We start from the raw sequence: 26,309 nt of genomic DNA, 5'->3' as shown, positions 1-26,309 counted from the left end.
GATACTCAGTTCAGTTTGCAAATCCCGTTATCCTCGGGATCGTCATGGATAGTGCGGGGACATAGGTGATCAGGAAGATCACTATGATTTCGACAGCCAGAAACGGCAGGATCGCCTTGGCAATGGTCTCGACCTTCTCGCGTGATACGGCTGCGGCCACGAACAACACCAGGCCCATAGGCGGCGTCGCTAGACCAACGGTCAGGTTGACGCTCATGATAATGGCAAAATGGATCGGGTCTACACCGAGACTGGTAAAGATGGGGCCAAGGATCGGGCCGAGGATAATGATCGCGGGGCCCGCGTCCAGAAACATGCCCACGATGAACAGCAGCAGGTTGATCAAAAACAGCAGGATCAGCGGGTTTTCGGACAAGCTGAGGATCAGCGAGGCCAGTTGCTCGGGCGCATGGCTGAGGCTGACTACCGTCTTGAACGCCATCGCAGCGCCCACCAGCAGCAGCACAACGGCCGAGGTCAGGCCCGCGTTGCTGAGAATCTCGGGCACCTCCTTCAGGGTCAGCGTCCGCAGGACAAAGAACCCGATGATGAAGGCATAGCCCACGGCCACCGCAGCGGCCTCGGTCGGGGTGAAGATTCCGCCCAAAATGCCGCCCAGAATGATCACGGGCGTCATTAGCGGAAAGAATGCCTTAAGGCTGGCCTGCCGACGCTCGCCCCATGTGTATTTGCGGCTGGCAACCGGAAAGTCGTACTTGTCGGCCATGAATTTGATCATCAGCATCAGGCCGACGCCTACCATCACGCCCGGCACGATGCCCGCAAGAAACAACGCCGCCACGCTTTCGCCCATCACATAGGCATAGATGATCATGATGCCCGAGGGCGGAATGATCGGCCCGATCACCGAGCTCGCCGCCGTGATCGCCGCAGCGAATTTGCGCGAGTAGCCCTGCTTTTCCATCGCCGGGATCAGCATCGAGCCCAGCGCCGAGGTATCCGCCACGGCGGACCCCGAAAGCCCGGCGAACAGGATTGAGCTCAGCACATTCACATGCGCAAGGCCGCCCCGCAGGTGGCCCATCAGGGCCTGGCTGAACTCGACAAGGCGGATGGTGATGCCACCGCGGTTCATCAACTCGCCCGCCAGCATGAAGAACGGGATCGCCATCAGCGGAAAGCTGTCCATACCGTTATAGACATTGCGATAGAGCAGCGTGATGTCAGCGGTTTGACCGTTCAGCCACAACAGGATGCCGGGGGCCGCCAGAAGCGCAAAGAAGACCGGCAGGCCGATCATCAGGAAGACGAGGAAGGTGGGTAGGAACCAGATCAGCATCTATTCAGCCCCCACCGGAGCGTCTGCAATTTCCGGCAACAGATCGCCTCCGCCCAGCAAAGTGATGACGGCGCGCAGGATCAGCTCGATATTCACCGCGATCAGCAGAACGACCCCCACAAGCAAAGAGGCCATCATCCAACTGCGGGGGATGCGGTACCATTCGTCGAACCCAAGAGATGTGGGAAGATACAGCGCCGCAGTTGCAAAACGACCGCCAAAGCCGGTGACCTCGGACCAGCCGATATTCACGGCAACCAGAAGCACCGCCAAAGAGACAAACAACAGAAACAGCATCAGAATCTGCCCAAGAACACGCGGCAGCATCATAGGCACCATGTCGATGGCCACGAACCCGCCGCGCCGGAATGCAGTGGGGGCCATCAGGCCCGTCATCCACAGCATACAGAACCGGGCAGCTTCATCCGGCCAAGGCAGGGCATTGCCGAGGACATATCGAAAGAACACCTGAATCAGGATTGCGATCACCATGAAAGCAATCGCAACAACCCCTACCGCGCGGCCCAGTCGCAGCACGGCTTCGTTCACGAATGCAATCGGCGTCAACGCCGATGCCAGTCCGCCCATGCGGATCCTCCCACTGTCAGCCGCGGGTGTTTCCCGCGATCGTCATATCGCGCCTAGCTTTGCGCGAATTGGCCGAGTTTTCCGGCAAAGAAAGTCAACGCGTCTCCATCCGCCATGCTGACCTTCAGAACTTTGCCCACCATGATCACGTGATCGCCTGCGTCGTGGTAGGCGTGCTGCTCGCATTCGAACCGGGCAAGACTGCCCGGCAGCAAAGGGGTGCCGTTTTCACAACGGTCATGTTCGATGTCCCGCAACGCATGGGCGTCTTTTGAACAGCCAAAGCACAGCTCGGCCTGTTCGGCAGACAGGACATGCACGCTGAAATGTCGCGCCGCGTGGAAATAGCGGAACCGGCGCGAGTTGCGGTCGCCCGCCCACATCACGAGCGGTGGGTCCAGCGACAGGGACGAAAAGCTGTTCGCGGTGATGCAAATCGGCCCATCCTCGCTGTCGCAGGTCACAACGGTGACGCCGGTGGCAAAGCGGCCAAACGCGTCGCGCAAGGTGCGGGTGTCGTCTTTGTGCGGCACAAAAGTGTGGGTCATATCGCGTGAGATTGCATTCATCATGGCACCTCTTGGCCCAGCGCCGCCTCGTACAGGCGGAACCAGCTTTCCCGGTCCAGTTTGACCTTGAATGCGTCCGACGCGCGTTTGATCCGGTCCAGATTGTTTGTGCCAAGAACGGGCAGGATATGGGCCGGATGCGCCAGCAGGAAAGCAACCGCGACAGCAGCGCGGTCCACGCCGAACTCCTCTGCGATCTCATCCGCGACAACACCGACGGGCGGGTTTCCGGCCATCAGCACGCCCCCACCCAGCGGAGACCATGCCATCAGCGGGTGGCCATGCTGCTGGTGAAAGGCCAGATCGCCGTTGGTAAAGGGGCTGATCTCGCCCAGGGAAATCTCGATCTGGTTGGTGACCAGTTGCGTTTTCATGGCCGATTGCAGCAGCGACCAATCCCATGGACGAAAGTTTGACACACCCACCGCACCAACCTTGCCGCTGGCCACGACCTCATCCAGTGCCGCGCCGGTTTCATGGTGATCCATGAAGGGATCGGGACGGTGGATCAGCAGCAGATCGATATGATCAATCGCCATCCCGGTCAGCGAGGTATCGACCGATTTCAGGATATGGTCCCGCGACGTGTCGTAGTATTTGACCTTGGCATGCGAATACCTGCCGCATGGCGCGACGATATCGCATTTGGTGACGATCTCCATCTTCTGGCGCAACGCAGGATTTTCGCGCAGGGCCGCGCCCAGAACGGCCTCGGCATTGTAATCGCCATAGATATCCGCCTGATCGAAGGTGGTGATGCCCTGATCCAGACAGGCCTGTATCTTGGCCTCAACATGCGCTGCCGAGGTATCGCTGTCATCGCCCAGCCGCCACATGCCATAGACAAGGCGGCTCATTTCCAGCGTCTCGGACAGTTTCACACGTTCCATCAGCGACGAACTCCGTTGCCCAGCGGGGTCGCCGGGGTGGTTGCAGGCACGCGCCCATAGGCTTCGGGCAGCGAGCAGGTTTTCAGGTTGGGCAACACGCGCGCGCCAAAATGCTTAGCCTCATCCATGTGCGGGTAGCCAGAGAAGATAAAGGCACGTATGCCCATCTTCTGATATTCCTCGATCTTGGTCATCACCTGATCAGTTGACCCAACCAGCGCAGCACCACAGCCCGACCGCGCACGGCCAACGCCGGTCCACAGACCCGGTTCGACATAGCCATATTCATCCGCCAGATCCCGGTTCTTGGCCTGATGCGCCACGCCCAGCGAGGTCGCATCCAGCGCCCGTTCCCGGATCGCGCGGCCATAGTCATCATCCAGTTTCGAGACGATGTAATCCGCATATTCCTGCGCCTCGGCCTCGGTATCGCGCACGATCATGTGGACGCGCAGGCCGTAATCCAGCGTGCGGTTGTAGTTCTCGGCCACCGCGTGGACGGCCTTCATCCGTTCAGCCAGCTGGTCCTTGGTTTCGGGCCACATGAGGTAGACATCGCAATGCTCGCCGCACAGTTCCAAAGCAGATGGGGAATAGCCACCGAAATAGAGCAGCGGGCCACCGGTCTGATAGGGTCGGGCCGGATCGGTGGTCAGGCCCGAGAAGGTATAGACCTCACCCGCATGATTGATCTCGTCCTGGGTCCAGGCCTGTTTGAGTATCTCCACCACTTCGCGGGAACGCTGATACCGGTAGGCACTGTCGGCTTTCTCACCCGGGAAGTCGGACGAGATGATGTTTACGGTCAGCCGCCCCTTCAGCATGTGATCCAGCGTCGCAATGGTGCGCGCCAGCATGATGGGCTGCATCTCGCCACAGCGCACGGCGGCCAGCAGGTTGATCTTGTCGGTGATTGGCGCGCAACCGGCGACAAAGCTCAGCGTGTCCTGACCGACCTGATACGAGGACGGGCACAGGATGTTGCGGAACCCCTGCGCCTCGGCCTCTTTGACGATGCCGGAACAGTGATCCCAACTGGACCGAAGATCGCCATCGGGCACCCCAAGGAACTGATAATCGTCCGAGCAAAGTGCGGCAAACCACGAGACCTCAGCCGCATCCAGATCGGGGGATGTGATGGGGACGATGGTCATTTGATTCGCGCTCCGTACGTCTTTTACTTTTCTCTTGCGTAGCAACCACATTGATGTAGATCAATAGTGTATCAATTTTTCCTGCGACCGAATGAAGCGCGCGACAGTGACCCCAAACAGCCGCAATCCCAACGCATTGCCGATCTATGTGCAGATATCCGAGCTGCTGATCCGTGATATCGCAGCGGGTCGCTTGATCGATGGCGAACGCCTGCCGCCTGAACGGGACATGGCCGCCAACCTGAATGTCTCGGTCGGGACCTTGCGAAAATCGCTGGCAGAGCTTGAGAAAAAAGGCATGTTGGAGCGTATTCAAGGCTCGGGCAATTACATCCGCGAGACTGGAACGCAGAACAGCGTCTACGCGATGTTCCGGCTGGAACTGCCTGAGGGCGGAGGCCTGCCGCGCGCCGATATTCTTTCGGTCGATCATCTGGAGAAGCCATCTGACCTGCCCGATTTCGGCCAATCCAAGCACGGATCGCGGGTACGGCGGATGCGATATCTGAATGACACAATCATCGCGGTCGAGGAAATCTGGTTGGACGAATCGGCCGGAACCATCGACCAGAGCCTGCTGTCGGACTCGCTTTATCGCTATTACCAGCAGCAGCTTGGCTTCTGGATCACCCGGGCCGAAGACCGTGTGTCGGTCGGTGCCTTGCCCGACTGGACGCCGGAAGGCTTCACCAAACCCGCAGGACAAACCGCAGGGTATATTGAACGGTTCAGCTGGTCCGAGAGGGCCGAACCTATCGAGTTTTCAAAAACATGGTTCGATCCCGATCGGGCCACCTATGTCCAACGCCTGAAGTAAAAGGAACTGCGCATGACCCAGACCATCCACTACGGGCTGATCGGATGCGGCATGATGGGGCAGGAACATCTGCACAATATCGCGTTGCTCGAAGGCACGCGCGTCGCCGCAATTCTCGAACCCGACCCGGAGATGGCGCAAAAGGCGCAGGCCATCGCGCCCGAGGCAAAGATGGTCGCATCAATCCAAGACCTGCTAGCGGTCGATGATCTCGATTGCCTCGTGATTGCCAGCCCCAATCACCTGCATATCGAGCAGCTGGTCGAGATCGCGCACACTCGCCCCCTGCCCCTGCTGGTGGAAAAACCGCTGTTCACCGATCCCACCGATCTGGACCGGCTTGAGCAGTTGGAACGCACCTACCCGCACCCGATCTGGGTGGCGATGGAGTATCGCTATATGCCCCCCATCGCGGCGCTGATTGATGAGGCGCAGACGACCGGTGGCGTCAAGATGCTGTCGATCCGGGAACACCGCTTTCCGTTCCTTGAGAAGGTCGGCAACTGGAACCGGTTCAACCGCAATACCGGCGGGACCTTTGTCGAAAAGTGCTGCCACTTCTTCGACCTCATGCGCCTGATCCTGCAATCGGACCCGGTGCGTGTATCGGCCAGCGGCGGACAATCGGTGAACCACCTGGATGAGGCATATGCGGGGGAGACCCCGGACATTCTGGACAACGGCTATGTCATCGTCGATTTTGCCTCGGGCGCGAGGGCAATGCTCGAGCTATGCATGTTCGCCGAAGGATCACGTTATCAGGAAGAGATCTGCGCCATCGGCCCCGCCGCCAAACTTGAGGCCCTGATCCCCGGACCGGGGCGGTTCTGGCCAGACCATCTGGGCGAGCCCCCGGTGCCTCAATTGATCGTAAGTCCGCGCGCGCCCAAAGGCCCGGTCACCCGCGACATTCCGGTTGACCCCGAATTGCTGGCCGCAGGCGACCACAACGGATCGACCTACTATCAGCACAAGGGCTTTCTGGAGCTGCTGCGTGGTGAGCGTCAGGCCCCGGATGTCTCGCTGGCTGATGGCATCTGGGCGGTGCGCGTCGGGCTGGCCGCACAGCAAGCGGCAGAGTGCGGCGAAACCGTTACCCTCAGCGCCTAAGGCCGCTCAGCGAAGGCTCGCGACGGATTTCTGCAGCGCGACGATCAGCGCATCCCGCCGTTGCGACAGCGCGGCGGGTGTTTCGCCCTGGGCTTCGGCCATGACGCCGTCGACCAACGTGCGGGTCACATCTTCGGTCAACTGAACCTCTCCCAGATCATCCCACCATCCGTTGAACGTGTCGGCGAAGTGATCGCAAAACGCCTGAAGCCCACCCTCGCCTGCACCGAGGTTGAACAGCATGGTCGGACCCATCGCCGCCCACCTGAGACCCGGCCCCGCCCAGACCGCCTTGTCCACATCTTCGACCGAGGCCACACCTGAGGTGACAAGGTGTATCGCCTCGCGCCAGATCGCAGCCTGCAGGCGATTGGCAACATGGCCGGGCACCTCTTTGTGCAGGCGGATCGTGGTCTTGCCGACGGACTGATAGAACGCCTGCGCCCGTTCGACGACACCATCGGCGGTGCGGCCATTGCCCAGCACCTCAACCAGCGGGATCAGATGTGGCGGATTGAACGGATGGCCCAGCACAAACCGCCCCGGGTCCTGCCAGCCCGGCTGCATCTGGCTGAGCGTCAGCCCCGAGGCCGAACTGGCGACGATAGCCTCGGGCGACAAAGCAGGCTCGATGGCGCGGAAGGTGGCGTGCTTGATCTCCATCCGTTCCGGGACGTTCTCCTGCACGAACCCAGCCCCCTCGACCGCCGCAGCGGCGCTTAAGCAAAAGCGGATCGCGTCCGGGGTGCCGTTGTCGGTCAGCCCCAGCTCGGTCATTGCGGGCCAAGCGGTATCGATATAGCGGCGTACGGTTTCCGCAACCTTTGGGTCGGGATCATAGAGGGCGACCGAGCGACCCGAGGCCAGAAACAGCGCAGCCCAACTGGCTCCGATCACGCCTCCACCCAGACAGGCCGTGTGTTGAACATCCATCAGAACAATCCCGGGTTCAGCGGCGAGGCCGCAGTCATGCCGCCATCCAATGTGAAGAGTTGTCCGGTCGCGAAACCGGCCTCATCCGAGGCCAGCCAGACCGCCATGCTGGCAATATCCTCGGGCTTGCCAAACCGGCGGGTCGCATGCCGCGCCAGCGCATCCTCGCGGGCTGCCTGCGGGTTGGCGGCCAGATCGAAGCCCGCATCCAGCATTCCGGTTTCAATCCAACCGGGACAGATCGCGTTGCATCGAACAAGGGGGCCATGGTCGACCGCGATCGAACGCGTCAGCCCATGCACAAAAGCCTTGGATGCATTGTAAAGCGCCATGGATGGGTCGGCGACGCTGCCGGAGATGGAGCCGATGTTGATGATCGACCCACCCTCGGACATACGCGGGATGAAAGCGCGGCACAGGTTGAACACGCCTCGGCAATTGGTGCCGATCACGGCCTCCCAATCGGCATCCGAACTGTCGGTTACGGTTTTTTCAACCTGAACGCCTGCGTTATTGACGAGGATATCCAGCCCCTCCACCGTGCGCGCCAATTCATCGACTGCCGCGACATCCGTAACGTCCAGACTGTGCCATAGGATATCATCCGCCAGACCGTCGGGCCGCGCGCCTCGACCGCAGGTCGCCACGTCGGCCCCTTCCCGCTTGAACGCCTCAACAATGCCGCGCCCGATCCCCTGCCGACCTCCGGTCACCAGAGCCGTTTTTCCTGCCAATCGCATCAACGACCCTCCATCAAATGATATGTGGGCAGATAAGAGCCCAACGCCTTTGCCTCCGTCACCGGTTCATAGCCGCATCTGCTGCACTTGCGCAGACAGGCCGCCATCGAGAACCCAAAGCTGGCCACTGGCATAGCGCGCCTCGTCCGAGCCCAGCCAGTTGACCAGATTGGCAATATCCTCGGGCGTGCCGTAGCTGCGCATCGGATGCACATCGCGTACGGCCTGCTGCAACTGATCAATGGACTTGCCGCCTGCGCCCGAGCCTTCGCCGGTGAAAAAGCTCTGCAACATCGGCGTGTCCACGTAACCAGGGCAGATCGCGTTGACCCTGATGCCCTCGGGGCCGTGATCACAGGCCATCGCTTTGGTCAGCGCATGCACCGCGCCCTTGGTGGCGCAATAGGCCGCAAGGCCGGGATCGGCGATAAACCCGTCATAGCTGCCGAAATTTATGATCGACGCCGTGGACCCCGATGCGGCCGCCTTGCGCATCAGTGGCAAGGCGTGTTTCGAGGTCAAAAACGTCCCCGTCACATTGACCGCAAACGACAGGTTCCATTCTTCCAGAGAGGTGTCCTCGATGGTCTTTTCGATCTCGATCCCCGCCGCGTTGACCAGAATATCCAACTGGCCCGCCTCTTGGCCGATCTGTTCCATCGCGGCGATGGCATCGGCCTCTTGCGTCACGTCCAGACGCACGAAAGTGCTGCCGTCATCGTCATGGGCGTCCAGCGAACCCTGTGGCGTCAGATCAGCGGCATAGACTCGCGCGCCTTCGCGCAGAAACCGGGCAACGATAGCGCGCCCGATCCCACCGCGCCCGCCGGTGACCAGCGCGGTTTTGCCGTCGAGTATCATGATTTGCTCTCCTTCAGCGGTGGATAGCGATAGTGGGTTGCCGCCACGGTCCAATCCATGTGATTGCGAACATATTCCTGCGAGGCATCGCGCGGCGGATTGTAATCCCAAGCCTCGCCCGCCCCGGCCTCCATCGCCGCATGCAGTGCGTGGCGGGATTTCTGTGTGGCGATTACATCCGCGCGCAGCTTCTCGCTGTCCCAACGGCGCGCGACTTCGTCAGCAAAGGCCGCTGACGCATCCGCATAGGCCGGATCATCCGCAAGGTTCACCTTCTCCAACGGGTCGTGCAACAAATCATACAACTGCGGCGGGTCCGGGTCGCAATGGATGTATTTCAGCGACCCGCGTCGGATCATGAAGACCGGATAAGGCGTCATCTCGGCACAGTATTCGCCGATTGCCTCATCCACCGGATCGTCCTCGCCCCGCGCCAGAGGCATCAGCGAGCGCCCATCGACGGGTTCACCCAGCATGTCAGTCGATCCCCCGGCGATATCAACGAAAGTCGGCAGTAGATCAATCAGAGAACATGCGTTGGCAGCAGAGCCCTGCGCAACACCGGGTCCGGCCATTACAAGGGGTACGCGGGCGGAGTGTTCGAAGAAGTTCATCTTGTACCACAATCCCCGCTCACCCAGCATATCGCCATGATCAGCGGTGACGATGAGGATCGTGTTGTCCAGCTCTCCGATATCTTTCAACGTCTTCACCATGGCGCCCAGTTTGCTGTCGAAATAACTGACATTCGCCAGATAGGCCCGACGTGCGCGCAGCACCTCTGTCTCGCTGAGCGGCACCGTGCTGGCCTCGATCCCGTCCATGACGCGGCGCGAGAACGGGTCTTGCTGATCAGGCGTCAGCGTGAAGTCCGGCATTGGAACATCGGCATCGGAGTAGAGGTTCCACCATTCCGGCTTGGCCACATAAGGGTCATGTGGGTGGATAAAACTGGCCACCAGGCAGAACGGGGCCTCGTCCCCCGCCGCCCGATCCCGCCCCCGGTCGATCAGCCAGCGGCGGGCGGCGAACTCGACCTCGTCGTCGTAATCGGTCTGGAAGGTGGCGATTGCCTCGCCACTTTCCTTGACCGTTTGCATGTTGTGATACCACTTGTCGATGCGCTCGTCCGGGGCCTCCCAATCCGGGGTCCAGGCGAAATCGGCGGGGTAGATGTCGGTGGTCACCCGGTCCTGAAACCCGTGCTTCTGATCGGGGCCCACAAAATGCATCTTGCCCGAAAGGCAGGTGCGATAGCCCAGCGCCGTCAGGTAATGTGCGAATGTCGGAACCGAGGCGCGGAATTCGCTGGCATTGTCATAGGCGGCGATCCGGCTGATCAACTGCCCGGACATGAACGCAAAGCGCGACGGCGCGCAGAGCGGTGAGTTGCAATAGGCCGCATCGAAGCGCATGCCCCTTGTGGCCAAAGCATCGATATGTGGTGTCTTCACGGTCGGATGCCCATAGGTGCCACAAAACTGCGGTGCCAGCTGGTCGGCCATGACCACAACGATATTGGGCCGCCTCACGGAGCCGCCTTTGCGTAGGCGTCCAGAACAAGCCCATGGAAGTGATGCACCGCATGTTCCGATTTGCCCGAACCGCTGGGGTCGTGAACGATCCGCCCTTGGGTGAAGGCCGGCGTGCTCATCCCGCGCTGCACGCTTTCGACGATGTCGATGTCTTCCTTCTGCAAGACCTCATCCAAATAACGGATCGCTTCCAGCTCTGCCGCATCCGGTTCTGGTGTTTCCAGGAAGAAATCATATGTCTCCAGCGTCCGGTCCGGGCCAATGGGGATGATGTTCAGCACAATCATCGAAGACCGCCCCGGATAGCGCATCAGGCAGGTCGTGGGCCACAACCACCAAACCGCATGGGTGCGCACAGTCGCATTGGACACGTCGTAGGCTGTATTCGAGCCCTTGCCAGCCTCAGCCATGTGGCTGGAATAAACCCCGTAGGTGGTCACCTTGTAGGTGTCCATATCGACCAGATCGCAGAAGTCCTTATGCGCCGTAGGACAGTGGTAACATTCAAGGAAATTGTCGACCACATTCTTCCAGTTCGACTTGATATCATAGGTCAGACGGTGACCGAAAGTGAGGCTTTCGATATCTGGGGCCCAATGGCGAATCTCGGTCTCAAGATCACCCGAGACCTCACGCAGCGGACGCGCGTCGGGATCCAGATTGACGTAGATGAAGCCCGCGAATTCCTCGACCTGAACCTGATCCAGACAGATATCCTGAGTGCTGAAATTGCTGAGGTTCTCCGTCTCGGGTGCGCGAACCAACTGGCCATCCAGCTTATACACCCAGGCGTGATAGGGGCACATGATACGGGTCGTTTCACCCTCGCCGGTCAGCAGGTGATGGGCGCGGTGTTTGCAGACGTTGTAAAACGCGCGCAGAACGCCCTCGCGATCGCGGACCACCGCGATGGGGTGGCCTGCAATCTCGACCGCTACATACGATCCCGGCGCGCGCAGCTTTTCGACATGGCAGACCCATTGCCAGGTTTTGGCAAGGATCTCTCTCAGGTCTGCCTGATACCAGACCGGATCGACATATGCTTCGGCCTTCAACGACTGAGTGTTAGATGGATCAGAGCTATACCCATCGGAAATATGTTGGAACTGTTCTCTGGACGGCAGCTCGCTCATGTACGTCTCCACAATTGGGGCCGCTCAGAGCCCTTGGCTTGGTTTTCGTCGCATATGATTGTCTGAATCCAATACCGCTTCTAAACTTTTTTCGCCATATTCATGATTTTTATCGCCATTCGCGGGCGCTGCTCAACTCGGCTTACGGTGCATGGGCCACGCTCTGTATTCGAATGGCACGCGACCCGCGACACGGTCCTGCCGGGGTGGCAAGCCGAACCGCTCTTTGTAGGCCCGGCTGAAATGCACCTGACTGGTAAAGCCCGATGCAAGCGCGACCTCGGCAATCGGGAGGTCTGTCTGGGTCACCAATCCGCGCGCCCGGTCCAGTCGGATGTCGCGGTAATACAGCGCCGGGGTTTTTCGGATATGAGCAGCAAACAACCGGTCAAGCTGCCGATGCGAGATATTCGCCTGCCTGCAAATCTCCGGTATCGGCAGAGGATCTTCCAGATACGCTTCCATAATCTGGATCGCCGCTTTTAGCTTTGCAGGGACAGCAGCGCCCAAGGGCTCAAGCCCTTCGGGCTGCTGCAACGCGGATGGCCCCCGAAACCGGTCGTGAAAGATGTAGCGCGCAGCGGCATTCGCCAGTGCATTGCCGCGCATGCCTTTCAGCAACTGCAGGGCAAAATCGACCGAAGCGCCCCCACCGCAGCACGTGGCCCGGTTGCCATCAATCACATAGAGGTTCTCGGTCACTTCCACACTGGGGTAGAGTTCCTGAAATGCATCGATATGTTCGTAATGCACAGTCGCGCGCCGCCCATTCAACAACCCGGCCTGCGCCAAGATGAACGCCCCAGTATCCAGCGCGCCCAGGATCGCACCCTGACGCGCCCATTGCTGCAAGGCCGTCGCAATTCTTGAGGTCAGATGCCGTTCAGGGGTCCAGCTGGACGACACAATCAGGACATCGCCAGGCAGCGCATCAAAGTTGTTCAGCGCAATCGTGTCCGTCCCAGCCCCGTTGCTTGAAATGCAATAGCCACCGGTCTCGGTAACGAATTCCCATGTAAAATAGGTTCTGCCGTCGAGGTAATTCGCCGCCCGGAAGGGATCCACAAAGCCCATTGTGGCAGAGATATTGAAACTCGGCGTCACCAGCAGCAGCAGGCGCGTCCCTGATAACTCGGCCTTTGACATCCTGTCACCTTGTCTCGCGCGCGCCTCGCCCATGCAGAACGCCCACACCTTTTTCCGCAGCGCGGTTATCGAGCACGCAAACCTTCGCGCGCGCAAGATGGATTTAGACGATTTTACCGCCCGACCACATGATAGCCGGCTTCCTCTTTCGACCTGAAAGGCGCATTTTCACCGCTAAGGCCGATGCTGAGACAGGGTGGGTATTGTTGAAAAATGGTGCCCGGGGGCGGAATCGAACCACCGACACGAGGATTTTCAATCCACTGCTCTACCCCTGAGCTACCCGGGCATGGGAACGGCACGCGCCGTTGGGTGGAGGCGTTCTATGACTTGCCACAGGCAGTGTCCAGAGGCTTTTTGACATTTTTTCAATGTCGCAGCGCAGGCCCTGTTTCCTCTTGAGAAACCTCCGCTTCCGCGTCCTCTTCACGCTGAGATGGGACCGCGTACGAGCCGTTCAGCCATTTGGCTAGATCAATATCCGCGCAGCGTTTCGAACAGAAGGGACGGAACGCATGGATCGTGTCTTCGCCGCAGATCGGGCAGCTCATTTCATCACCTCCGCCAGCGGCAATCGCGCTCGCTTTCGCTGCAATTCGAAATGACCCAGCGGGGTCCAACCCGCCAGAATGGTCTCGTCCGGATCGGATTTGAAAGCGGCGCGCAGGGCGGCCTCGAAACCGCGGCGGTCTTTCTTGGGCATCGGGGCAAGATCCAAGGTGATCTGACCACCCAGCCCCCGCACGCGCAGAGCCCGCGGCAGGGTTTTGGCGCAGGCGAAGTTGGCCCTGGTTCCGGCCGCCAGAGAAGTGTCCGCACCAGTGTTCACGTCCACGGCAACCAAAGCGCGCGTGGGTTGAATAAATATATGCCCCCCGCCAGCCAGAGGCTCTGATACGCCAAGGGCTGTATCAAGCGCATCCAGAACGCCGTGATCTTCGAAGCCGCCGGGGGAAGTGATGACTTCGGCCGGATCAGTCCAGTCGCGCCAAGCCAGGATATGCGGCCCATCGCCCTGGCTGAGCGTTTCAGGCTCGGTTCCCGGATCGTTCAGAACCTGATCGGCCAGTGCCAGCATTGCCGAGATATCTTCGGCAATATCTTCTACATCCGCTTCCCGGCAACACGACCGCAGGATCAGGCCGGGCGCGCTGTCACCCATCTGCTCATGTGCAACTTCGAGCAGGCGGTCGCGCGCCTCTTCGTCGCGGATTCGGCGCGAAATATTGAGGCCGGGCGCGTCTGGCGTGATGATCGCATAGCGGCTTTTGAACAGAATGCGGTTGGTGACAGGGATGGCCTTGCCGGGTTCAGCGTAGCCTGTCACCTGGACCAGAAGCGTCGCGCCCGGGGCCAAACCTTTGACCTGCCTCAGAAAGGCAGGGCCATCCGGGGTCGACAGAAACATACCGCCCTGGCCTTTGACCGGGCGATCGGCACGGGCCCGATATATTGTACCGGGTACGGGCGCATCTGCCGAAATCAGGAAATCCTCGAGGATGCCATCAACCATCAACGCCGCAGCTTCGCGGTCGTTGATATGGTCCAGAATGATAGTGCGACCCTTCATGATGCCTCGCGGTACAAGGGATAACCAATGGCCTGTAGCAATGCGGCTGTTTCGGACAAGGGCAGGCCGACGATACCGGTGAATGAACCGGAAATCCACGGGATGAAGGCCCCGGCAGGGCCCTGAATGGCGTAGGCACCCGCCTTGCCCTGCCAGTCGCCGGTGGCAAGATAGGCGTTGATCTCGACATCCGACAGGCGCTTGACCTTGACCTGCGAAACGACATCGCGCTGCAGGATCCTCTCACCGCGTCTGAGCGCGACCGAGGTGATCACGCGATGGCGGCGGCCCGACAAGGCATAGAGGAATGTGGCAGCCTCGGCAGCATCTGCGGGCTTGCCCAGAATTCGACGTCCCAGCGCGACGGTGGTATCGGCGCAGAGCGTGATATCATCGTCGTCCGCCGTCACCGCCTGAACCTTTGCCCGCGTGATCCGTCGGCAATACGGGACGGGCAATTCACCTTTAAGGGGTGTTTCGTCAATATCCGGGGCGCGGATCGCATCGGGTTTAATGCCAAGCTGCGCCAGCAGGTCCAGCCGCCTTGGGCTGCCCGATCCGAGGATAAACGCCATGGGGTGGGGCGTTACTTGAAACGGTAGTTGATCCGACCCTTGGTCAGATCATAGGGGGTCATTTCGACCTGCACCTTGTCGCCAGCCAGAACACGGATGCGGTTCTTGCGCATCTTGCCTGCCGTATGTGCGATGATCTCATGGCCGTTTTCCAGCTCGACCCGAAACGTCGCATTAGGCAGGAGTTCCTTCACGACACCGGGAAATTCGAGCGTATCTTCCTTGGCCATGTTGTCTCCATCACTACGTTGCACTCGCAGAATCTGCGAGGATGCCGTTAAATGAGCCTATTTGTCCCTTATTTCAAGGGCGGAATCACCTAAAGGGGTGATATTGTGACTGAACGGACTCGCGGCTCTTGCTCGGCCCAATGACTGCGGTTGAGAACATGGCCGTCGGCGCGAACGGCAGCGATTGCATCCAGATCAACGTCGGCATAGGTCCAGCCGGGCTGGTTCAGGACCCCTTCGGCCAAAACCCCGGTTTGCGGGAAGCCTTTGTCAGGCGGTCCAAACACACCACCCGCGCCCGTATTCGTGTCCACCGCCTCGGACCAGTCATTGTTGCCAACCAACGACGCCATAACGGTCACACATTGATTTTCCAACGCTCGGGCCATGGCACCGATGCGCACACGCCAGTACCCCGACAGCGCCTCGGTGCAGGACGGGACAAGGATCAGATCGGCCTCCTGCAAGGCGCGACCCAACAAAGGGAATTCGCTGTCATAGCAGATCAGCACGCCGATCCTGCCCAAGGCCGTGTCGAACAGTTTCAGCGGCCCCCCCGGCGCAATATCCCAAGCCTCACGCTCAAAGCGGGTCATGATCTGTTTATCCTGATGATCAACGCCGCCATGCGGCGCGTAGAACGCAGCCCGGTTCACGGGACGGCCCGGTCCGTCGATCACAGGGGCGGACGCCCCCAGGATATAGGTTTTGTACCCGGTCGCGAGACGCTGATGCAGGGCTTGTACCTCCTCCATGCGGTCAGACACCGCACGGATCGAGCGCTCAAGATCCGCGGCGGTTTCAGGACCGTCCAGCGTCGAAAGCTCCATCGCACCGTATTCGGGAAAGACCAGCAAGTCGGCTCCGGCACGAACGGCCTGAGAAACCCAACGGTCCAGTTTGTCCTCATACTGCGCCCAGCTATCGAGCCAATCGAGGTCATATGCAGCAGTTGCGACTTTCATGGGCGGAGTCCTCTGACTTCGGTTTCGCGCGAGGTTTAGGCGTGCGGCGGTAAGATGTATAGCCTGATCGCGTCACATTCGTGAGCGGGACGGCATAGGCCGGATCAGAAATCGAAACCAGTTTGAACAGGCGGCGTGTAGGCTTCGATCAACTCTTCACCGTCGGCCCCTGATTTGATCGGCTTCACCGTGTGATATTCAAACCGGCCTTCGTACTTCGTGCCCAGAGTCTGTTGCGCATCTTGCGCTGTGGTGACGCCCGACAGCCAGTTTTCGATCTCGTCCGGAGTCAGGATCACCGGCATCCGATTGTGGATATGTGCAATCTGGGGACTGGGTTCGCGGGTCAGGATCGTGCAACTGTGACTGCCGCCATCCGTTCGGTAAAATCCAGCGAAAAACATCACCGGCGCGTTTCGTTTAACTGAAATGTAGACCGGGCAGTCATGACCCTGATCCTTGGGCCATTCATAGTACCCGATCGCCGGGATGAGACAGCGGCCCCGATCCCAGTAATCCTGCCAGAACCCCGTGTTTTCTATCTTGGAATTGATCATCGGTTTTTTGCTACGCGGGTCTTTGATCTGCCAGCGAGCAGTCGTTAGCTTTGCATTGTCCCCATCCCAGCGAACCATGCCCACCCGATTGGTGGGCGAGATGTTATAGCCGCCAGCAGGTAACGGATCAGGAAGATGCGGTGAAACCTTGCCAAAAAGAAAATGCTCCATGATCGCCAGCATCTGGCGTTGTGTCAGGTGACCGGCTGCAAACTTGCCACACATGGACATAGCCTTTGTGGTTCACGATAGCTGCAGGCTTAGCACATCATCGCCAGCGGGACACGATTTCCTTAGACAAACCGGGGCGGAAGCTTTCAGAATTTACGCGGCCCGAAGATGCGGGTGTTGCGCTACAGATCCCTGATCCAGAATTGCAGCGGCTTCGGGCTTTCAACGTCTTCCCCGACATCTTTCCAGGAAAACTGCGCCACGACACCCTCCAGAGGGGCATAACCACGCGCCCGCCAGAACGCATCCAGTGGGCGGTACTGCGTCGAGCGGTTCGGGTGGTCGGTGGGGCGCTGTACGCTGCAGAAGGCACATTTTGAGAACCCGAGCGCGCGCGCATGCGCCTCGCGCAGGTCAAAGAACCTGTGGCCAACGCCATGGCCACGATACGCGGGCAGCAGGACGGATTCGGCGCAGTAGAAGATCTGGCCAAGATCCAGCCCCGACCCCTCGAACGCTGCCGCGAAATCATCCGCATGATCGGTCAGGGGTGCGCCGGTCGAGGCGCCGACCAGCGTATCGCCGTCAAAGGCCCCAACCACAATGGCCCTATCGCTGTCGCGATAGGATTGCAGATAGTCCCGTTCGTAAGCCAGATCACCATCATAGAGATACGGCCAGACCCTGAATACTTCGATCCTGAGACGGGCCACATCATCCAGCGCCGCTTCGAGCGCAGCGCCTGTCAGCGGACGGACATCTGAAATCTCACCCATTCGAGACCTGTTTGGTCCAGTCGGCAAGGTTGTAAAAGGTGGTCACGCGGGTGATCTTGTCATCCTTCAGGTCAAAGAAAGATCCGGCGGGCAGACGGTAGGTCTGGCCATGTGCCTCGGGCAGGCCTTCGTCGGTTTCCAGATAAGTGCCGTTGACGATGAATTCTGCCGCTGCGCGGGTGCCGCTTTCGGCCTCGAAGATCACGATGTCGGTCAGGTTTTCGCGATAGCAGCGGTTCATATGGGCACAGAACGCGGCAAATTTCTCTTTACCGACGCGGATCTGGCCTTCGTTGACGTGATGGGCCACGTCATCGGACAGGCAGTTCAGCATGCCGTCCACATCACCGGCATTAAAAGCATCGAAATAGGTTCTTACAGTCGGGTTCATGGTCACTCCGTCGGTTCGCCCCAGCGGTCTTTCAGATGCGAGATGATCTGGTCGCGGGTCTGTCGGTAGTGACGTAGCTTGTCTTCGCGGCTCTCGCCTAATCCGGTAGGGTCCATAATTGGCCAATAATCGACATCGAGGTGAAAAATCCGGGTCAGTTCCAGCGCCCGGCGCTGGCTTGCAGGCGAAAGCGCAACGATAAGGTCAAACGAACTGAGGTCGTCGCCCCATTCTTCCATTTCATCGAACGAGCGGCTGCGATGGCGCGATAGTTCAACGTCAATCTCATGACAAACGGCAATGCAAAAGCCGTCGATCTCCAGATCGCTGTACACCCCGGCAGACTGAACATAGGTGCCGGTGCCGTAGAATTTCTTCATGATGCCTTCGGCCATCGGCGAACGGACCGAGTTATGGTCACAGCAGAACAGGATCGACTGCGGCAGAGGCGTCACCCGTTAGCCTCCGAAATGCAGCACGCAGATCAGCGTGAACAGGCGACGGGCAGTGTCTGTATCAACCTCGGCCTTGCCTTCCAGCCGTTCCTGCAAAACGCGACTGCCTTCGTTGTGGATGCCGCGCCGGGCCATGTCGATTGTTTCGATCTGGCTGGGGGGCAGGTTCTTCACCGCGTTGAAATAGCTCTCACAGATCTGGAAGTAGTCCTTGACCACCTGCCGGAACGGACCTAGCGACAGGTGAAACTCGGCAGCCTTCTCGCTGGCTTCGGTTTCGATGTCAAAAACCAGCCGTTTGTCGCGGATCGACAGCTGTACATGATACGGCCCCTCCGGGGTCGTACGATCGTCGCGGGCAGGCAGAGTGAATGAATTCTGTTCGAGCAGATCATAGATGGCAACCTTGCGCTCCTGCTCGATCTCGGGGGTCGGCGGGGGCAGGTTTCGGTCGTCCAGTTCGATATGCGAGATACGGGTCATCTTTACGGTCACAATCCTTACGTCAGCACAGACCTATAGCAATGGATTTCAATGGGCAACGCACAGAAGCGCGCGGGCGCAGGGTCATTGCGCACTCAGCCATTCAAGCGGTTCAGGCGCGCGGTCACAGAGAGGCCATGCGCCTCAAGGCTTTCGGATCGGGCCAGCGTTTCAGCCGCAGGACCGACCGCGCGCAGCGCCTCTGGCGTCATCTGGCTGAGCGTGGTGCGTTTGAGGAAATCCATCACGCTGAGGCCTGAGGAAAACCGTGCCGAGCGGGCCGTGGGCAGCACGTGGTTGGGCCCGCCGACATAATCGCCGATGGCTTCGGGCGTGTATTGGCCAAGGAATATGGCACCGGCGTGGATGGTTTTCTTGCTGAGCGCCACCGGGTCGGCTACGCACAGCTCAAGGTGTTCGGGGGCGATACGGTTGGACAGCGCTGCGGCCTCATCCAGATCGCGCACGGTGATCACCGCGCCGAAATCGCGCCAGCTTGCCCCCGCGATGGCGCGGCGTTGCAGGGTTTCGAGGCGCTTTTCAACCGCCTGCGCGACGGCCTGACCAAAACCGGCATCGTCGGTGATCAGAATGGATTGCGCGCTTTCGTCATGTTCGGCCTGGCTGAGCAGGTCCAAAGCGATCCAGTCGGGGTCGTTGTCCTTGTCGGCAATCACCAGAATCTCGGACGGGCCCGCGATCATGTCGATGCCCACCTTGCCGAACACGCGGCGTTTGGCGGCGGCGACAAAGGCATTGCCGGGCCCGGTGATCTTGTCGACCGGCGCGATCGTGTCGGTGCCATAAGCCAGCGCGGCAATCGCCTGCGCGCCGCCGATGCGATAGACCTCATCCACGCCCGCCAGTTGCGCGGCCAGCAGGACCAGAGGGTTCACTTGCCCGTCCGGCGTCGGCACGACGATGGCCAGCCGCTCAACCCCCGCCACCTTGGCCGGGATCGCGTTCATCAGCACAGAGGACGGGTAGGAGGCCAGCCCGCCCGGCACATACAAGCCCGCCGCCGAAACCGCCGACCAACGCCAGCCGAGCGTTGCGCCCGCCGCATCGGTCCATTCCTGATCTTCGGGCATCTGGCGCGCGTGATAGGCGCGGATGCGGTCGGCGGCCAGTTCAAGCGCGGCACGATCCTCGGGCGTGACCTGCGCGACGGCCTCAGCGATCTCATCGACGCTGAAGGCCATGGTTTCGGGCGTCAGCTCCAGCCGGTCGAATTTAGAGGTCAGTTCGATCACAGCCATGTCGCCGCGCGCCCGCACGTCGTCGATGATCTGCGCCACAACCGCATCAACATCGGGGCTGTCCTCACGCTTGGCGGTCAACAGCGCCTGAAACGCGGTCTCGAAATCGGGCGCGGTGGTGTCGAGGAAAACGGGCATGGCGGTACTCCGAAAGGCGTTTCACCGGGTCTTATCGCCCGCGCGGGGTGTCCTCAACCCTCAGCCCGAGGGGTGCAGCGATTTGCGCATCGGGAATTGGGGGATGCCATGCCAGTCTGCGGGGTCGCCGTGATCATGCCACCCCTGCGCAAGATAGAAGTCATGCGCGGTTTTTGTGGCGTGCAGATGCGCCTGCCTGCAGCCCTGTGCGCGCAAGGCATCTTCTATACGGGCCAGCAGCGCAGCGCCAAGCCCGCGCCCGGTGTGATCGGGATCGACATAAAGTAGTGTGACCTCTCCGCCAGTGCGCAATCCGCCGACCGCTGCGACCTCGTTAGCCCGGGTTACCACCCACAGCTCCGCTCCGCCGTCGATCCAGCTGCGGATGCTGGCAGGGTCCTTGTTGGCGGTCCACTGGTCAAGCTTTTCGGGATCATCCAGATGATCGGCCTGACACAGATCGCGGATCGAACGGGTCAGGACGCGGCTGATGCCAAAAACATCAAACACGGTCGCCCGCCGTATTTCAGTACCCTGCGGGGGGTTGGGAAAGGCCTGCGCAATGCCGCGTTTGTTGGTCACTCGGGGTGATGGGGGGCGTGGCCCGAGGGGGCGATATAGGGGCGGGTGACGTCCTTGAGCGTGGCATCCACCGCCTCGACCGTCAGACGGATCGCGCCGTCGCCGGCCAGTGTCAGCAGGATCTGGCCCGCGCCATCCTCGGCCGGTTCGAAATCGACCGACAACAGCGACAGGATCATGTCCTTGTCGCTGCGGTCGATGCCCTGGCTGGCCACCGACAGGACCGAGCCGAACATCAGCACCGCCTGCACCCGCTCGAACGCGCGACCACGTTTGGTGGCGGCGTCGCGGTCCTCCCACCGGAACCGGTTCAGCAGCAGGGCAAAGCGGCGCTGGGCCGGTTGCCATGTCATCTCGGTCACCGGGAAGATCGCGTCCTGCGTCAGCGTCGCGATAACCTGCAGGTCATCGGTATCCTCGGCCCCAAGGTTCAGCGGTGCCTCGCGGCCATCTTTGAAACTCGCGTCTGTCATTGGCCCTTAATCCGTTCAATCTTTGCGCCCACGCCTTCCAGCTTGCGCACCACATGCTCATATCCGCGATCCAGATGATAGACCCGGCTGACCGTTGTTTCACCTTCCGCCGCCAGTCCCGCCAGGATCAACGAGACCGAGGCCCGCAGGTCCGTTGCCATCACCGGCGCGCCTTTGAGGCGCTCAACCCCGGTGACGGTCGCCGTACCTCCATGCACCTCAATATTCGCACCCATGCGCACAAGCTCTGGCGCATGCATAAAGCGATTCTCGAAAATACGCTCTTCAAGAACGGACACACCTTCGGCAGTGCACATCAGCGCCATCATCTGCGCCTGCAGGTCGGTCGGGAAACCGGGGAACGGCTCGGTGACAACATCCACGGCCCGAACCCGCCCATTCTTACGAGCGACTTTCAAGCCCTTCTCGGTCTCGGCGACATTGATCCCCGCCGCATCCAGCTTGGCGGCAAAGCTTTCGACCAGCCGCATCCGGCCGCCCAGCAGTTCGACCTCGCCACCGCAGATGGCCGGGGCCAGCATATAGGTGCCCAGCTCGATCCGGTCGGTCACGACCTGATGAGTTGCGCCATGCAGGCGGTCAACGCCCTGAATTTCGATGGTCGAGGTTCCTTCGCCCGAGATCTGCGCACCCATCTTGCGTAGGCATTCGACCAGATCGACAATCTCGGGCTCGCGCGCGGCGTTTTTCAACACCGTGGTGCCCTTGGCCAGCGTGGCGGCCATGACGATGTTCTCAGTCGCGCCCACGGATGCAAAACGCATCTCATGCACCGCACCTTTCAGCCCGTCGGGGGCGTTGGCGTGCAGGTAGCCGTCTTTCAGCTCGATCTCGGCCCCGAGCGCTTCCAGCCCTTCGACATGCAGGTCCATGGGCCGCGCGCCAATGGCGCAGCCACCGGGCAGCGAGACGACCGCCTGCCCGAACCGCGCCAGCAACGGGCCCAGCACAAGGTTCGAGGCGCGCATCTTGCGCACGATATCGTAGTCGGCGACATGGCTGGTCAGGTCATGGCTGGACATGGCGATCACCTGCCCGTCCTGCAGGGCCGAGACCTCGGCCCCAAGCGATTGCAGCAACTCAGTCATGGTCTTGATATCGCTCAGCCGGGGCGCATTGGTCAGGGTCAGCGGCTCTTCACTGAGCAATGTCGCTGGCATCAGTGTCAGGCATGCATTCTTTGCCCCTGCTATGGGGATTTGCCCGTTCAATGGGCCGTTGCCCGTCACCAGAATTGAATCCATTTGCTCTTATCCCTCGTCCTTACCGGCCTTGCCTCCAGATGCCGCGCGTGCCTTGGCCTGCGCCTTGCGCCGCGCCATATTCGCCTTGAGCGCCGCCTTCAGCCTCTCTTCGCGCGCATCCCCGGATTTGCCGTTCTTTTTAGGTGAATTTTTATCTGCCATTGCCTTTCTCTACAGGAGTGGAAAAAAACCGTCCAGACACCCTTGCGCCGCGTTTCGTTTGAGTCTAATCACCCGCCACGGCGCTGCTGTAGCTCAGAGGTAGAGCACTCCCTTGGTAAGGGAGAGGTCGAGAGTTCAATTCTCTCCAGCAGCACCATGATTTCCTGCTAAATTTGACCGTTGGCGATGCTTCCTTGGCTTTCGCCCGTTTAAATTCCCAAAGAATTGTTGCTGGGCGACCTACCTTAAAATTGACCGATTTGGACCGTGTTTTGTCGGCAGAACACGCCTATCCGACTATCGACAATATCAAGTTGCGACGCAGTCTGTTTGACTGCATAGATTTTCCATGACCACCGACCGTACAGCTTTCCTTGTTCGCACCCACAAATACAACTGGCAAGTTGAGGAATTGGTGCGCAATCTCAAGAGGCATATGTCCAACAACGTCTTCGTCGTTTGCGACGAAGGCGCTGGCCATGTCGATATCCCGGATACACCCAAGATTTCACTTTCCCCTAAAGTGACCAGCAATTGGAAGTTCGACCGGCACCCAAGAGATTGGGGGTGGCTCTGTGGCGACTATTGCTACTATGCGGCGGCAGAAAAAATTGATGGCTTTGATTTCTTTTGTTTGATTGAGGCGGACGTTTACCTTGGCGCCAAAGAAATTCAGGCGGTCAAGGCCGTGCTACAAGGAAATGAAAGTGCAGCATTGGCCGCTGATCTTCGGCGGTTCGAAAAGCCGCCTCGGTTCTCAAAAGACCTGGCTTTGCTGGGTGAAAGTCCGAACTTCGGGTGTATTTTTTCCTTTACTCGGGTCCAGAAAGACTTGATCGAAGATCTGTTTAAGCTGAGACACCGGGTTCAAAACCACCACACACCGTTACGGGTGAATGATGAAGCGATATTGGCAAGCGTCGCACATTCAAAGGGCGTGACGTGCACGAACCTATATGATTTTGAACGGGTTTTCGAAAAGGGGTGCTTTGCAACCAATCCTCCGCACTTGTATGAGGCGGTGCGGGACCTTCAGGACAGTGAACGCGTTTATCACCCGGTGACGACTGTGGCCACAGTAATTCGCCGGTTCTCGAGCGGGGAAAAGAGATACTCGCCACATAGGCTCAGACGCGTCATGCGCGAAGCTCCAGATCACGTTGGTCGAGCATTGGTCAGAGCGCGCGAGCGGTCCCAGGGGGCTCCAAGTAAAAAGGTGATAAACCAGCATGAAAAAACCGAACGACTGAGTTGTTTGATCAATCTGCTGAAGTCCTTTAATCCGGTTGAAATCGTCGATGTCGGCGCGAACCCGATAGAGGGGGACGCAAATTACGCGCATTTGCTGGAGGCCGGTCAGGCGAACCTTGTTGGTTTCGAACCTAATGAAGCCGCCTTCGAAGAGCTTATGAAATCGAAAGGTATCAATGAGCAGTATCATTGTCTCGCGATTGGCAAAGGTGGCGAGGCGAACCTGCATTTGACGCAACATTCGGGCTTTTCATCCGTGTATCCACCAGACGATTCAAGTGGCGAATACCTGGGCTTTCGAAAGGATATGAAAGTAACAAGGACAGAGGCGGTTGAAACCCAGCGCTTGGACGATCTTGATTTCGTACGACCTGTCGATTTTCTGAAGATCGACATTCAAGGTGGAGAGTTCGATGTTATTCGAAATGGGCGCGATAAGCTCTCGCAAGCCTTGGTTGTGCAAACCGAAGTTCGGTTCTTTCCTCTGTATGAGAATGAACCCGGATTTGGCGATCTGGAAAAAGAACTTCGCGAACAGAAGTTGTTTTTTCATAGTTTTGATTTCCTCAAGAGGGTCCTTGGCAAGCGTGCTCTTAGAAAAAAGTTTCGTCGGCGCGCCTTTTCCCAGGTCGTGGACGGGGACGCGTTCTTTGTGAGAGACCCACGATCCCTTCACACGTATTCAGACGAGCAACTGTCTAAGCTCTGCGTCTTGGCCGATAGTGTAATGGGGGCTTTTGACCTTGCATGTCTATGCTTGGAGGAGCTTAAGGACAGGGGAGAAATCAATGCGGCAGATTGTGAACACTACTTCTCTCTCCTGCCGGTTGGTGTCAGACGCTAGGCCGTTTCTGAACCAATACCCGCTCAATTCGTCAGGCTGATATATGGTACGCTCAGAAAATCTCTTACATACGGCAGAGGCTGGCGAACGGCGCTCACCGGAATTCAGTTACGCCTGCCTTCAGACAACGCTTGCGGCATGGTTTGGGCCGGAAAACAGTCAAGAAAAGAAGTCAAGGTCAGGAGCCAGTTGAATGACTACAGTTGGATTTATTCTATCAACTGGACGAACATCCACGCAAAACATCGCTGCCATTGCACAGCGCGCTCATCCCAATGCTGTTATTGATCACGAAGGCTTGGGTCCGAATTACTTTTCCCGAAGAGTTTTCAGACAACCTAGAAAATTCCACCGGGTTCTGGGCGCACACGTTCCGATCCAGCGAAAACTGATCGACATAGAAAACGCTGTGGCTGCTGGAAAAACATATCTCGATGTAGGTTGGCCATCATACGCATGGCTGCCCTATTTGGCGGACCGTTTCCCAAGTCAATTGAGATTTGCCCACCTGGTCAGGAACCCTTTCAAAGTCGCCGCATCGCTTACGACGCATGGCCTGTTTGTGCCACAGGTCAAACGCGGCGGTCGCTTTCAACGCATTGCGATGGTGCACACAAATGATCCAAGGGTGCATTTTACCGAAATCGCGGCCATCGGCGAAAACTTCTCACCTTTTGAGCGCAACCTTTTTCATTGGCTTGAATTGAATCAATTCATGTCCGAACAACACGACAGATCGGGTTTTGTCGGGCTCTACAGATTTGAAGACTTGTATCGAGGAAGCGAACCCAAGCTGCCGCTGCTATTGAACGATCTGGTTGGGCAAGCGGAATATAACCTCCAAGCCACCCCTGAAGACAAACTTCAATGGAAATTGCCGCAGCAAATCCAAAAGCCGGAACCCCGCTTGGTAGATGCTGTCATCGAGCTTGGAACAAAACTCGGCTACTCTGAGGAATCTCTTCTCGAAGCGTCGAAAATTGAAAAACTAAACCAGCGATACACTAACACGCGCATCCAAAATTAAAGTTATCGGTTGCAGCCACCCCGCAAATTTGCTGCTATCAGGTTGCAATTCCAGAGTTAGAGTTTTCGGGTCATCGATAAGAATTTCCGAAGCTGACCTGGAATAAACAAATCCACCCTAGGGCGGCTTGAGTTGCATTTTCTGGGCCGTGATTGTTAGGCAGTTTGTCTTTGAACCTACGACCTTCAGGTTATGAGGCTGCCGCGGTGAGGACGTTAAGCACGCAGTCTGGTGGGCTTTTTGTAGATTGAACGGGCTGTTTGGATATTGGTTGCGGGAGCAGGATTTGAACCTGCGACCTTCAGGTTATGAGCCTGACGAGCTACCGGGCTGCTCCATCCCGCGACACTTTTTTGTGG

At 59.0% G+C, this 26,309-nt stretch carries 30 protein-coding genes and 3 tRNA genes; 5 read left to right on the top strand and 28 right to left on the bottom strand.

Features of this window, described 5'->3' with window-relative positions; genetic code table 11:
• Window positions 1-10: 10 nt before the first annotated feature.
• Genes ACR0KM_RS20350 through ACR0KM_RS20330 form a run of 5 tightly spaced genes read right to left on the bottom strand, consistent with a single transcriptional unit; the run spans window position 11 to window position 4,501 of the window.
• Window positions 11-1,300 carry a TRAP transporter large permease gene (locus ACR0KM_RS20350; RefSeq protein ID WP_480824852.1) on the bottom strand — a complete coding sequence of 430 codons (1,290 nt, stop codon included), beginning with the start codon at window positions 1,298-1,300 and terminating at the stop codon, window positions 11-13.
• A complete protein-coding gene (locus ACR0KM_RS20345; protein ID WP_480824854.1) occupies window positions 1,301-1,888 on the bottom strand; it encodes a TRAP transporter small permease in 588 nt (195 codons plus the stop codon).
• Between the two features lie 53 nt (window positions 1,889-1,941).
• Window positions 1,942-2,457, bottom strand: coding sequence for a flavin reductase family protein (locus ACR0KM_RS20340; RefSeq protein ID WP_480861597.1), 516 nt, complete (start codon window positions 2,455-2,457; stop codon window positions 1,942-1,944).
• Window positions 2,457-3,347 carry an aldo/keto reductase gene (locus ACR0KM_RS20335; RefSeq protein ID WP_480861569.1) on the bottom strand — a complete coding sequence of 297 codons (891 nt, stop codon included), beginning with the start codon at window positions 3,345-3,347 and terminating at the stop codon, window positions 2,457-2,459. Before ACR0KM_RS20335 ends, ACR0KM_RS20340 begins: the two co-directional genes overlap by 1 nt.
• Window positions 3,347-4,501, bottom strand: coding sequence for an LLM class flavin-dependent oxidoreductase (locus tag ACR0KM_RS20330; RefSeq protein ID WP_480861567.1), 1,155 nt, complete (start codon window positions 4,499-4,501; stop codon window positions 3,347-3,349). The genes ACR0KM_RS20335 and ACR0KM_RS20330 overlap by 1 nt, the downstream gene beginning before the upstream one ends.
• 91 nt (window positions 4,502-4,592) lie before the next feature.
• On the opposite strand from ACR0KM_RS20330, the gene ACR0KM_RS20325 reads away from it, so the two are divergent.
• Complete coding sequence (locus tag ACR0KM_RS20325) at window positions 4,593-5,318, top strand: GntR family transcriptional regulator (protein WP_480861565.1); 726 nt, start codon at window positions 4,593-4,595, stop codon at window positions 5,316-5,318.
• Window positions 5,319-5,330: 12 nt separating this feature from the next.
• Window positions 5,331-6,428 carry a Gfo/Idh/MocA family protein gene (locus tag ACR0KM_RS20320; protein ID WP_480861563.1) on the top strand — a complete coding sequence of 366 codons (1,098 nt, stop codon included), beginning with the start codon at window positions 5,331-5,333 and terminating at the stop codon, window positions 6,426-6,428.
• 6 nt (window positions 6,429-6,434) lie between these two features.
• Here the strand turns inward: ACR0KM_RS20320 and ACR0KM_RS20315 are convergent, their stop codons facing one another.
• The 22 genes from ACR0KM_RS20315 to ACR0KM_RS20210 all read right to left on the bottom strand — a co-directional run bounded on the left by ACR0KM_RS20315 (window position 6,435) and on the right by ACR0KM_RS20210 (window position 22,828).
• The gene (locus ACR0KM_RS20315; RefSeq protein WP_480861561.1) at window positions 6,435-7,361 is read right to left on the bottom strand and encodes a 3-hydroxyacyl-CoA dehydrogenase NAD-binding domain-containing protein; all 927 of its coding nucleotides are present in this window, start codon (window positions 7,359-7,361) and stop codon (window positions 6,435-6,437) included.
• Window positions 7,361-8,101 carry an SDR family NAD(P)-dependent oxidoreductase gene (locus ACR0KM_RS20310; RefSeq protein ID WP_480861559.1) on the bottom strand — a complete coding sequence of 247 codons (741 nt, stop codon included), beginning with the start codon at window positions 8,099-8,101 and terminating at the stop codon, window positions 7,361-7,363. The genes ACR0KM_RS20315 and ACR0KM_RS20310 overlap by 1 nt, the downstream gene beginning before the upstream one ends.
• 66 nt (window positions 8,102-8,167) lie before the next feature.
• The gene (locus tag ACR0KM_RS20305) at window positions 8,168-8,962 is read right to left on the bottom strand and encodes an SDR family NAD(P)-dependent oxidoreductase (protein ID WP_480861557.1); all 795 of its coding nucleotides are present in this window, start codon (window positions 8,960-8,962) and stop codon (window positions 8,168-8,170) included.
• A complete protein-coding gene (betC, locus tag ACR0KM_RS20300) occupies window positions 8,959-10,494 on the bottom strand; it encodes a choline-sulfatase (RefSeq protein ID WP_480861555.1) in 1,536 nt (511 codons plus the stop codon). Before betC ends, ACR0KM_RS20305 begins: the two co-directional genes overlap by 4 nt.
• The gene (locus ACR0KM_RS20295; protein ID WP_480861553.1) at window positions 10,491-11,630 is read right to left on the bottom strand and encodes an aromatic ring-hydroxylating oxygenase subunit alpha; all 1,140 of its coding nucleotides are present in this window, start codon (window positions 11,628-11,630) and stop codon (window positions 10,491-10,493) included. The genes betC and ACR0KM_RS20295 overlap by 4 nt, the downstream gene beginning before the upstream one ends.
• 132 nt (window positions 11,631-11,762) lie before the next feature.
• Entirely contained in the window at window positions 11,763-12,776 is a 1,014-nt protein-coding gene (locus ACR0KM_RS20290) for a GlxA family transcriptional regulator (protein WP_480861551.1), read from the bottom strand.
• Window positions 12,777-12,990: 214 nt separating this feature from the next.
• Window positions 12,991-13,065: transfer RNA gene (locus ACR0KM_RS20285), tRNA-Phe, on the bottom strand.
• Between the two features lie 79 nt (window positions 13,066-13,144).
• Entirely contained in the window at window positions 13,145-13,327 is a 183-nt protein-coding gene (locus ACR0KM_RS20280) for a DNA gyrase inhibitor YacG (protein ID WP_480824876.1), read from the bottom strand.
• Complete coding sequence (locus ACR0KM_RS20275) at window positions 13,324-14,346, bottom strand: ribonuclease E/G (protein WP_480861549.1); 1,023 nt, start codon at window positions 14,344-14,346, stop codon at window positions 13,324-13,326. The genes ACR0KM_RS20280 and ACR0KM_RS20275 overlap by 4 nt, the downstream gene beginning before the upstream one ends.
• Complete coding sequence (locus ACR0KM_RS20270; RefSeq protein WP_480861547.1) at window positions 14,343-14,921, bottom strand: Maf family protein; 579 nt, start codon at window positions 14,919-14,921, stop codon at window positions 14,343-14,345. The genes ACR0KM_RS20275 and ACR0KM_RS20270 overlap by 4 nt, the downstream gene beginning before the upstream one ends.
• Window positions 14,922-14,932: 11 nt before the next feature.
• Complete coding sequence (infA, locus tag ACR0KM_RS20265) at window positions 14,933-15,151, bottom strand: translation initiation factor IF-1 (protein ID WP_005978431.1); 219 nt, start codon at window positions 15,149-15,151, stop codon at window positions 14,933-14,935.
• Window positions 15,152-15,240: 89 nt separating this feature from the next.
• On the bottom strand, window positions 15,241-16,116 hold the full coding sequence (locus tag ACR0KM_RS20260) for a carbon-nitrogen hydrolase family protein (RefSeq protein ID WP_480824882.1): 876 nt from the start codon (window positions 16,114-16,116) through the stop codon (window positions 15,241-15,243).
• A gap of 104 nt (window positions 16,117-16,220) precedes the next feature.
• The gene (locus ACR0KM_RS20255) at window positions 16,221-16,898 is read right to left on the bottom strand and encodes an SOS response-associated peptidase (protein ID WP_480824884.1); all 678 of its coding nucleotides are present in this window, start codon (window positions 16,896-16,898) and stop codon (window positions 16,221-16,223) included.
• A 128-nt stretch (window positions 16,899-17,026) separates the two neighbouring features.
• Window positions 17,027-17,620: a GNAT family N-acetyltransferase gene (locus ACR0KM_RS20250; RefSeq protein ID WP_480861546.1), complete on the bottom strand. Its 594-nt coding sequence runs from the start codon at window positions 17,618-17,620 to the stop codon at window positions 17,027-17,029.
• Entirely contained in the window at window positions 17,613-18,011 is a 399-nt protein-coding gene (locus ACR0KM_RS20245; protein ID WP_480824888.1) for a ketosteroid isomerase-related protein, read from the bottom strand. Before ACR0KM_RS20245 ends, ACR0KM_RS20250 begins: the two co-directional genes overlap by 8 nt.
• A 2-nt stretch (window positions 18,012-18,013) precedes the next feature.
• Window positions 18,014-18,466, bottom strand: a complete 453-nt coding sequence (locus ACR0KM_RS20240) for an arsenate-mycothiol transferase ArsC (protein ID WP_480861545.1) — start codon at window positions 18,464-18,466, stop codon at window positions 18,014-18,016.
• 3 nt (window positions 18,467-18,469) lie between these two features.
• A complete protein-coding gene (locus ACR0KM_RS20235) occupies window positions 18,470-18,949 on the bottom strand; it encodes a UPF0262 family protein (RefSeq protein WP_480824892.1) in 480 nt (159 codons plus the stop codon).
• A 95-nt stretch (window positions 18,950-19,044) separates the two neighbouring features.
• Complete coding sequence (gene hisD, locus ACR0KM_RS20230; protein WP_480861544.1) at window positions 19,045-20,346, bottom strand: histidinol dehydrogenase; 1,302 nt, start codon at window positions 20,344-20,346, stop codon at window positions 19,045-19,047.
• A 60-nt stretch (window positions 20,347-20,406) separates the two neighbouring features.
• Window positions 20,407-20,856: a GNAT family N-acetyltransferase gene (locus tag ACR0KM_RS20225; RefSeq protein ID WP_480861543.1), complete on the bottom strand. Its 450-nt coding sequence runs from the start codon at window positions 20,854-20,856 to the stop codon at window positions 20,407-20,409.
• A gap of 68 nt (window positions 20,857-20,924) precedes the next feature.
• Complete coding sequence (locus ACR0KM_RS20220) at window positions 20,925-21,401, bottom strand: DUF2948 family protein (RefSeq protein WP_480861542.1); 477 nt, start codon at window positions 21,399-21,401, stop codon at window positions 20,925-20,927.
• Window positions 21,398-22,666 carry a UDP-N-acetylglucosamine 1-carboxyvinyltransferase gene (gene murA, locus ACR0KM_RS20215; RefSeq protein WP_480861541.1) on the bottom strand — a complete coding sequence of 423 codons (1,269 nt, stop codon included), beginning with the start codon at window positions 22,664-22,666 and terminating at the stop codon, window positions 21,398-21,400. The genes ACR0KM_RS20220 and murA overlap by 4 nt, the downstream gene beginning before the upstream one ends.
• Before the next feature lie 6 nt (window positions 22,667-22,672).
• The gene (locus tag ACR0KM_RS20210) at window positions 22,673-22,828 is read right to left on the bottom strand and encodes a hypothetical protein (RefSeq protein WP_480824902.1); all 156 of its coding nucleotides are present in this window, start codon (window positions 22,826-22,828) and stop codon (window positions 22,673-22,675) included.
• Between the two features lie 82 nt (window positions 22,829-22,910).
• Between ACR0KM_RS20210 and ACR0KM_RS20205 the strand changes: the two genes are divergently transcribed.
• From ACR0KM_RS20205 to ACR0KM_RS20195, 3 genes are all read left to right on the top strand, one after another.
• Window positions 22,911-22,985, top strand: a tRNA-Thr gene (locus tag ACR0KM_RS20205).
• A 192-nt stretch (window positions 22,986-23,177) separates the two neighbouring features.
• Window positions 23,178-24,923: an FkbM family methyltransferase gene (locus ACR0KM_RS20200; RefSeq protein ID WP_480861540.1), complete on the top strand. Its 1,746-nt coding sequence runs from the start codon at window positions 23,178-23,180 to the stop codon at window positions 24,921-24,923.
• 193 nt (window positions 24,924-25,116) lie between these two features.
• Window positions 25,117-25,950, top strand: coding sequence for a hypothetical protein (locus ACR0KM_RS20195; RefSeq protein ID WP_480824906.1), 834 nt, complete (start codon window positions 25,117-25,119; stop codon window positions 25,948-25,950).
• Between the two features lie 268 nt (window positions 25,951-26,218).
• On the opposite strand, the gene ACR0KM_RS20190 is transcribed toward ACR0KM_RS20195, so the two are convergent.
• Window positions 26,219-26,295, bottom strand: a tRNA-Met gene (locus ACR0KM_RS20190).
• Between the last annotated feature and the right edge of the window lie 14 nt (window positions 26,296-26,309).

The sequence above is a fragment of the Ruegeria sp. G10 genome, assembly GCF_056533645.1.
Note: the sequence above shows the minus strand (reverse complement) of the source record. Positions and strands in the feature narration are given on the sequence as shown.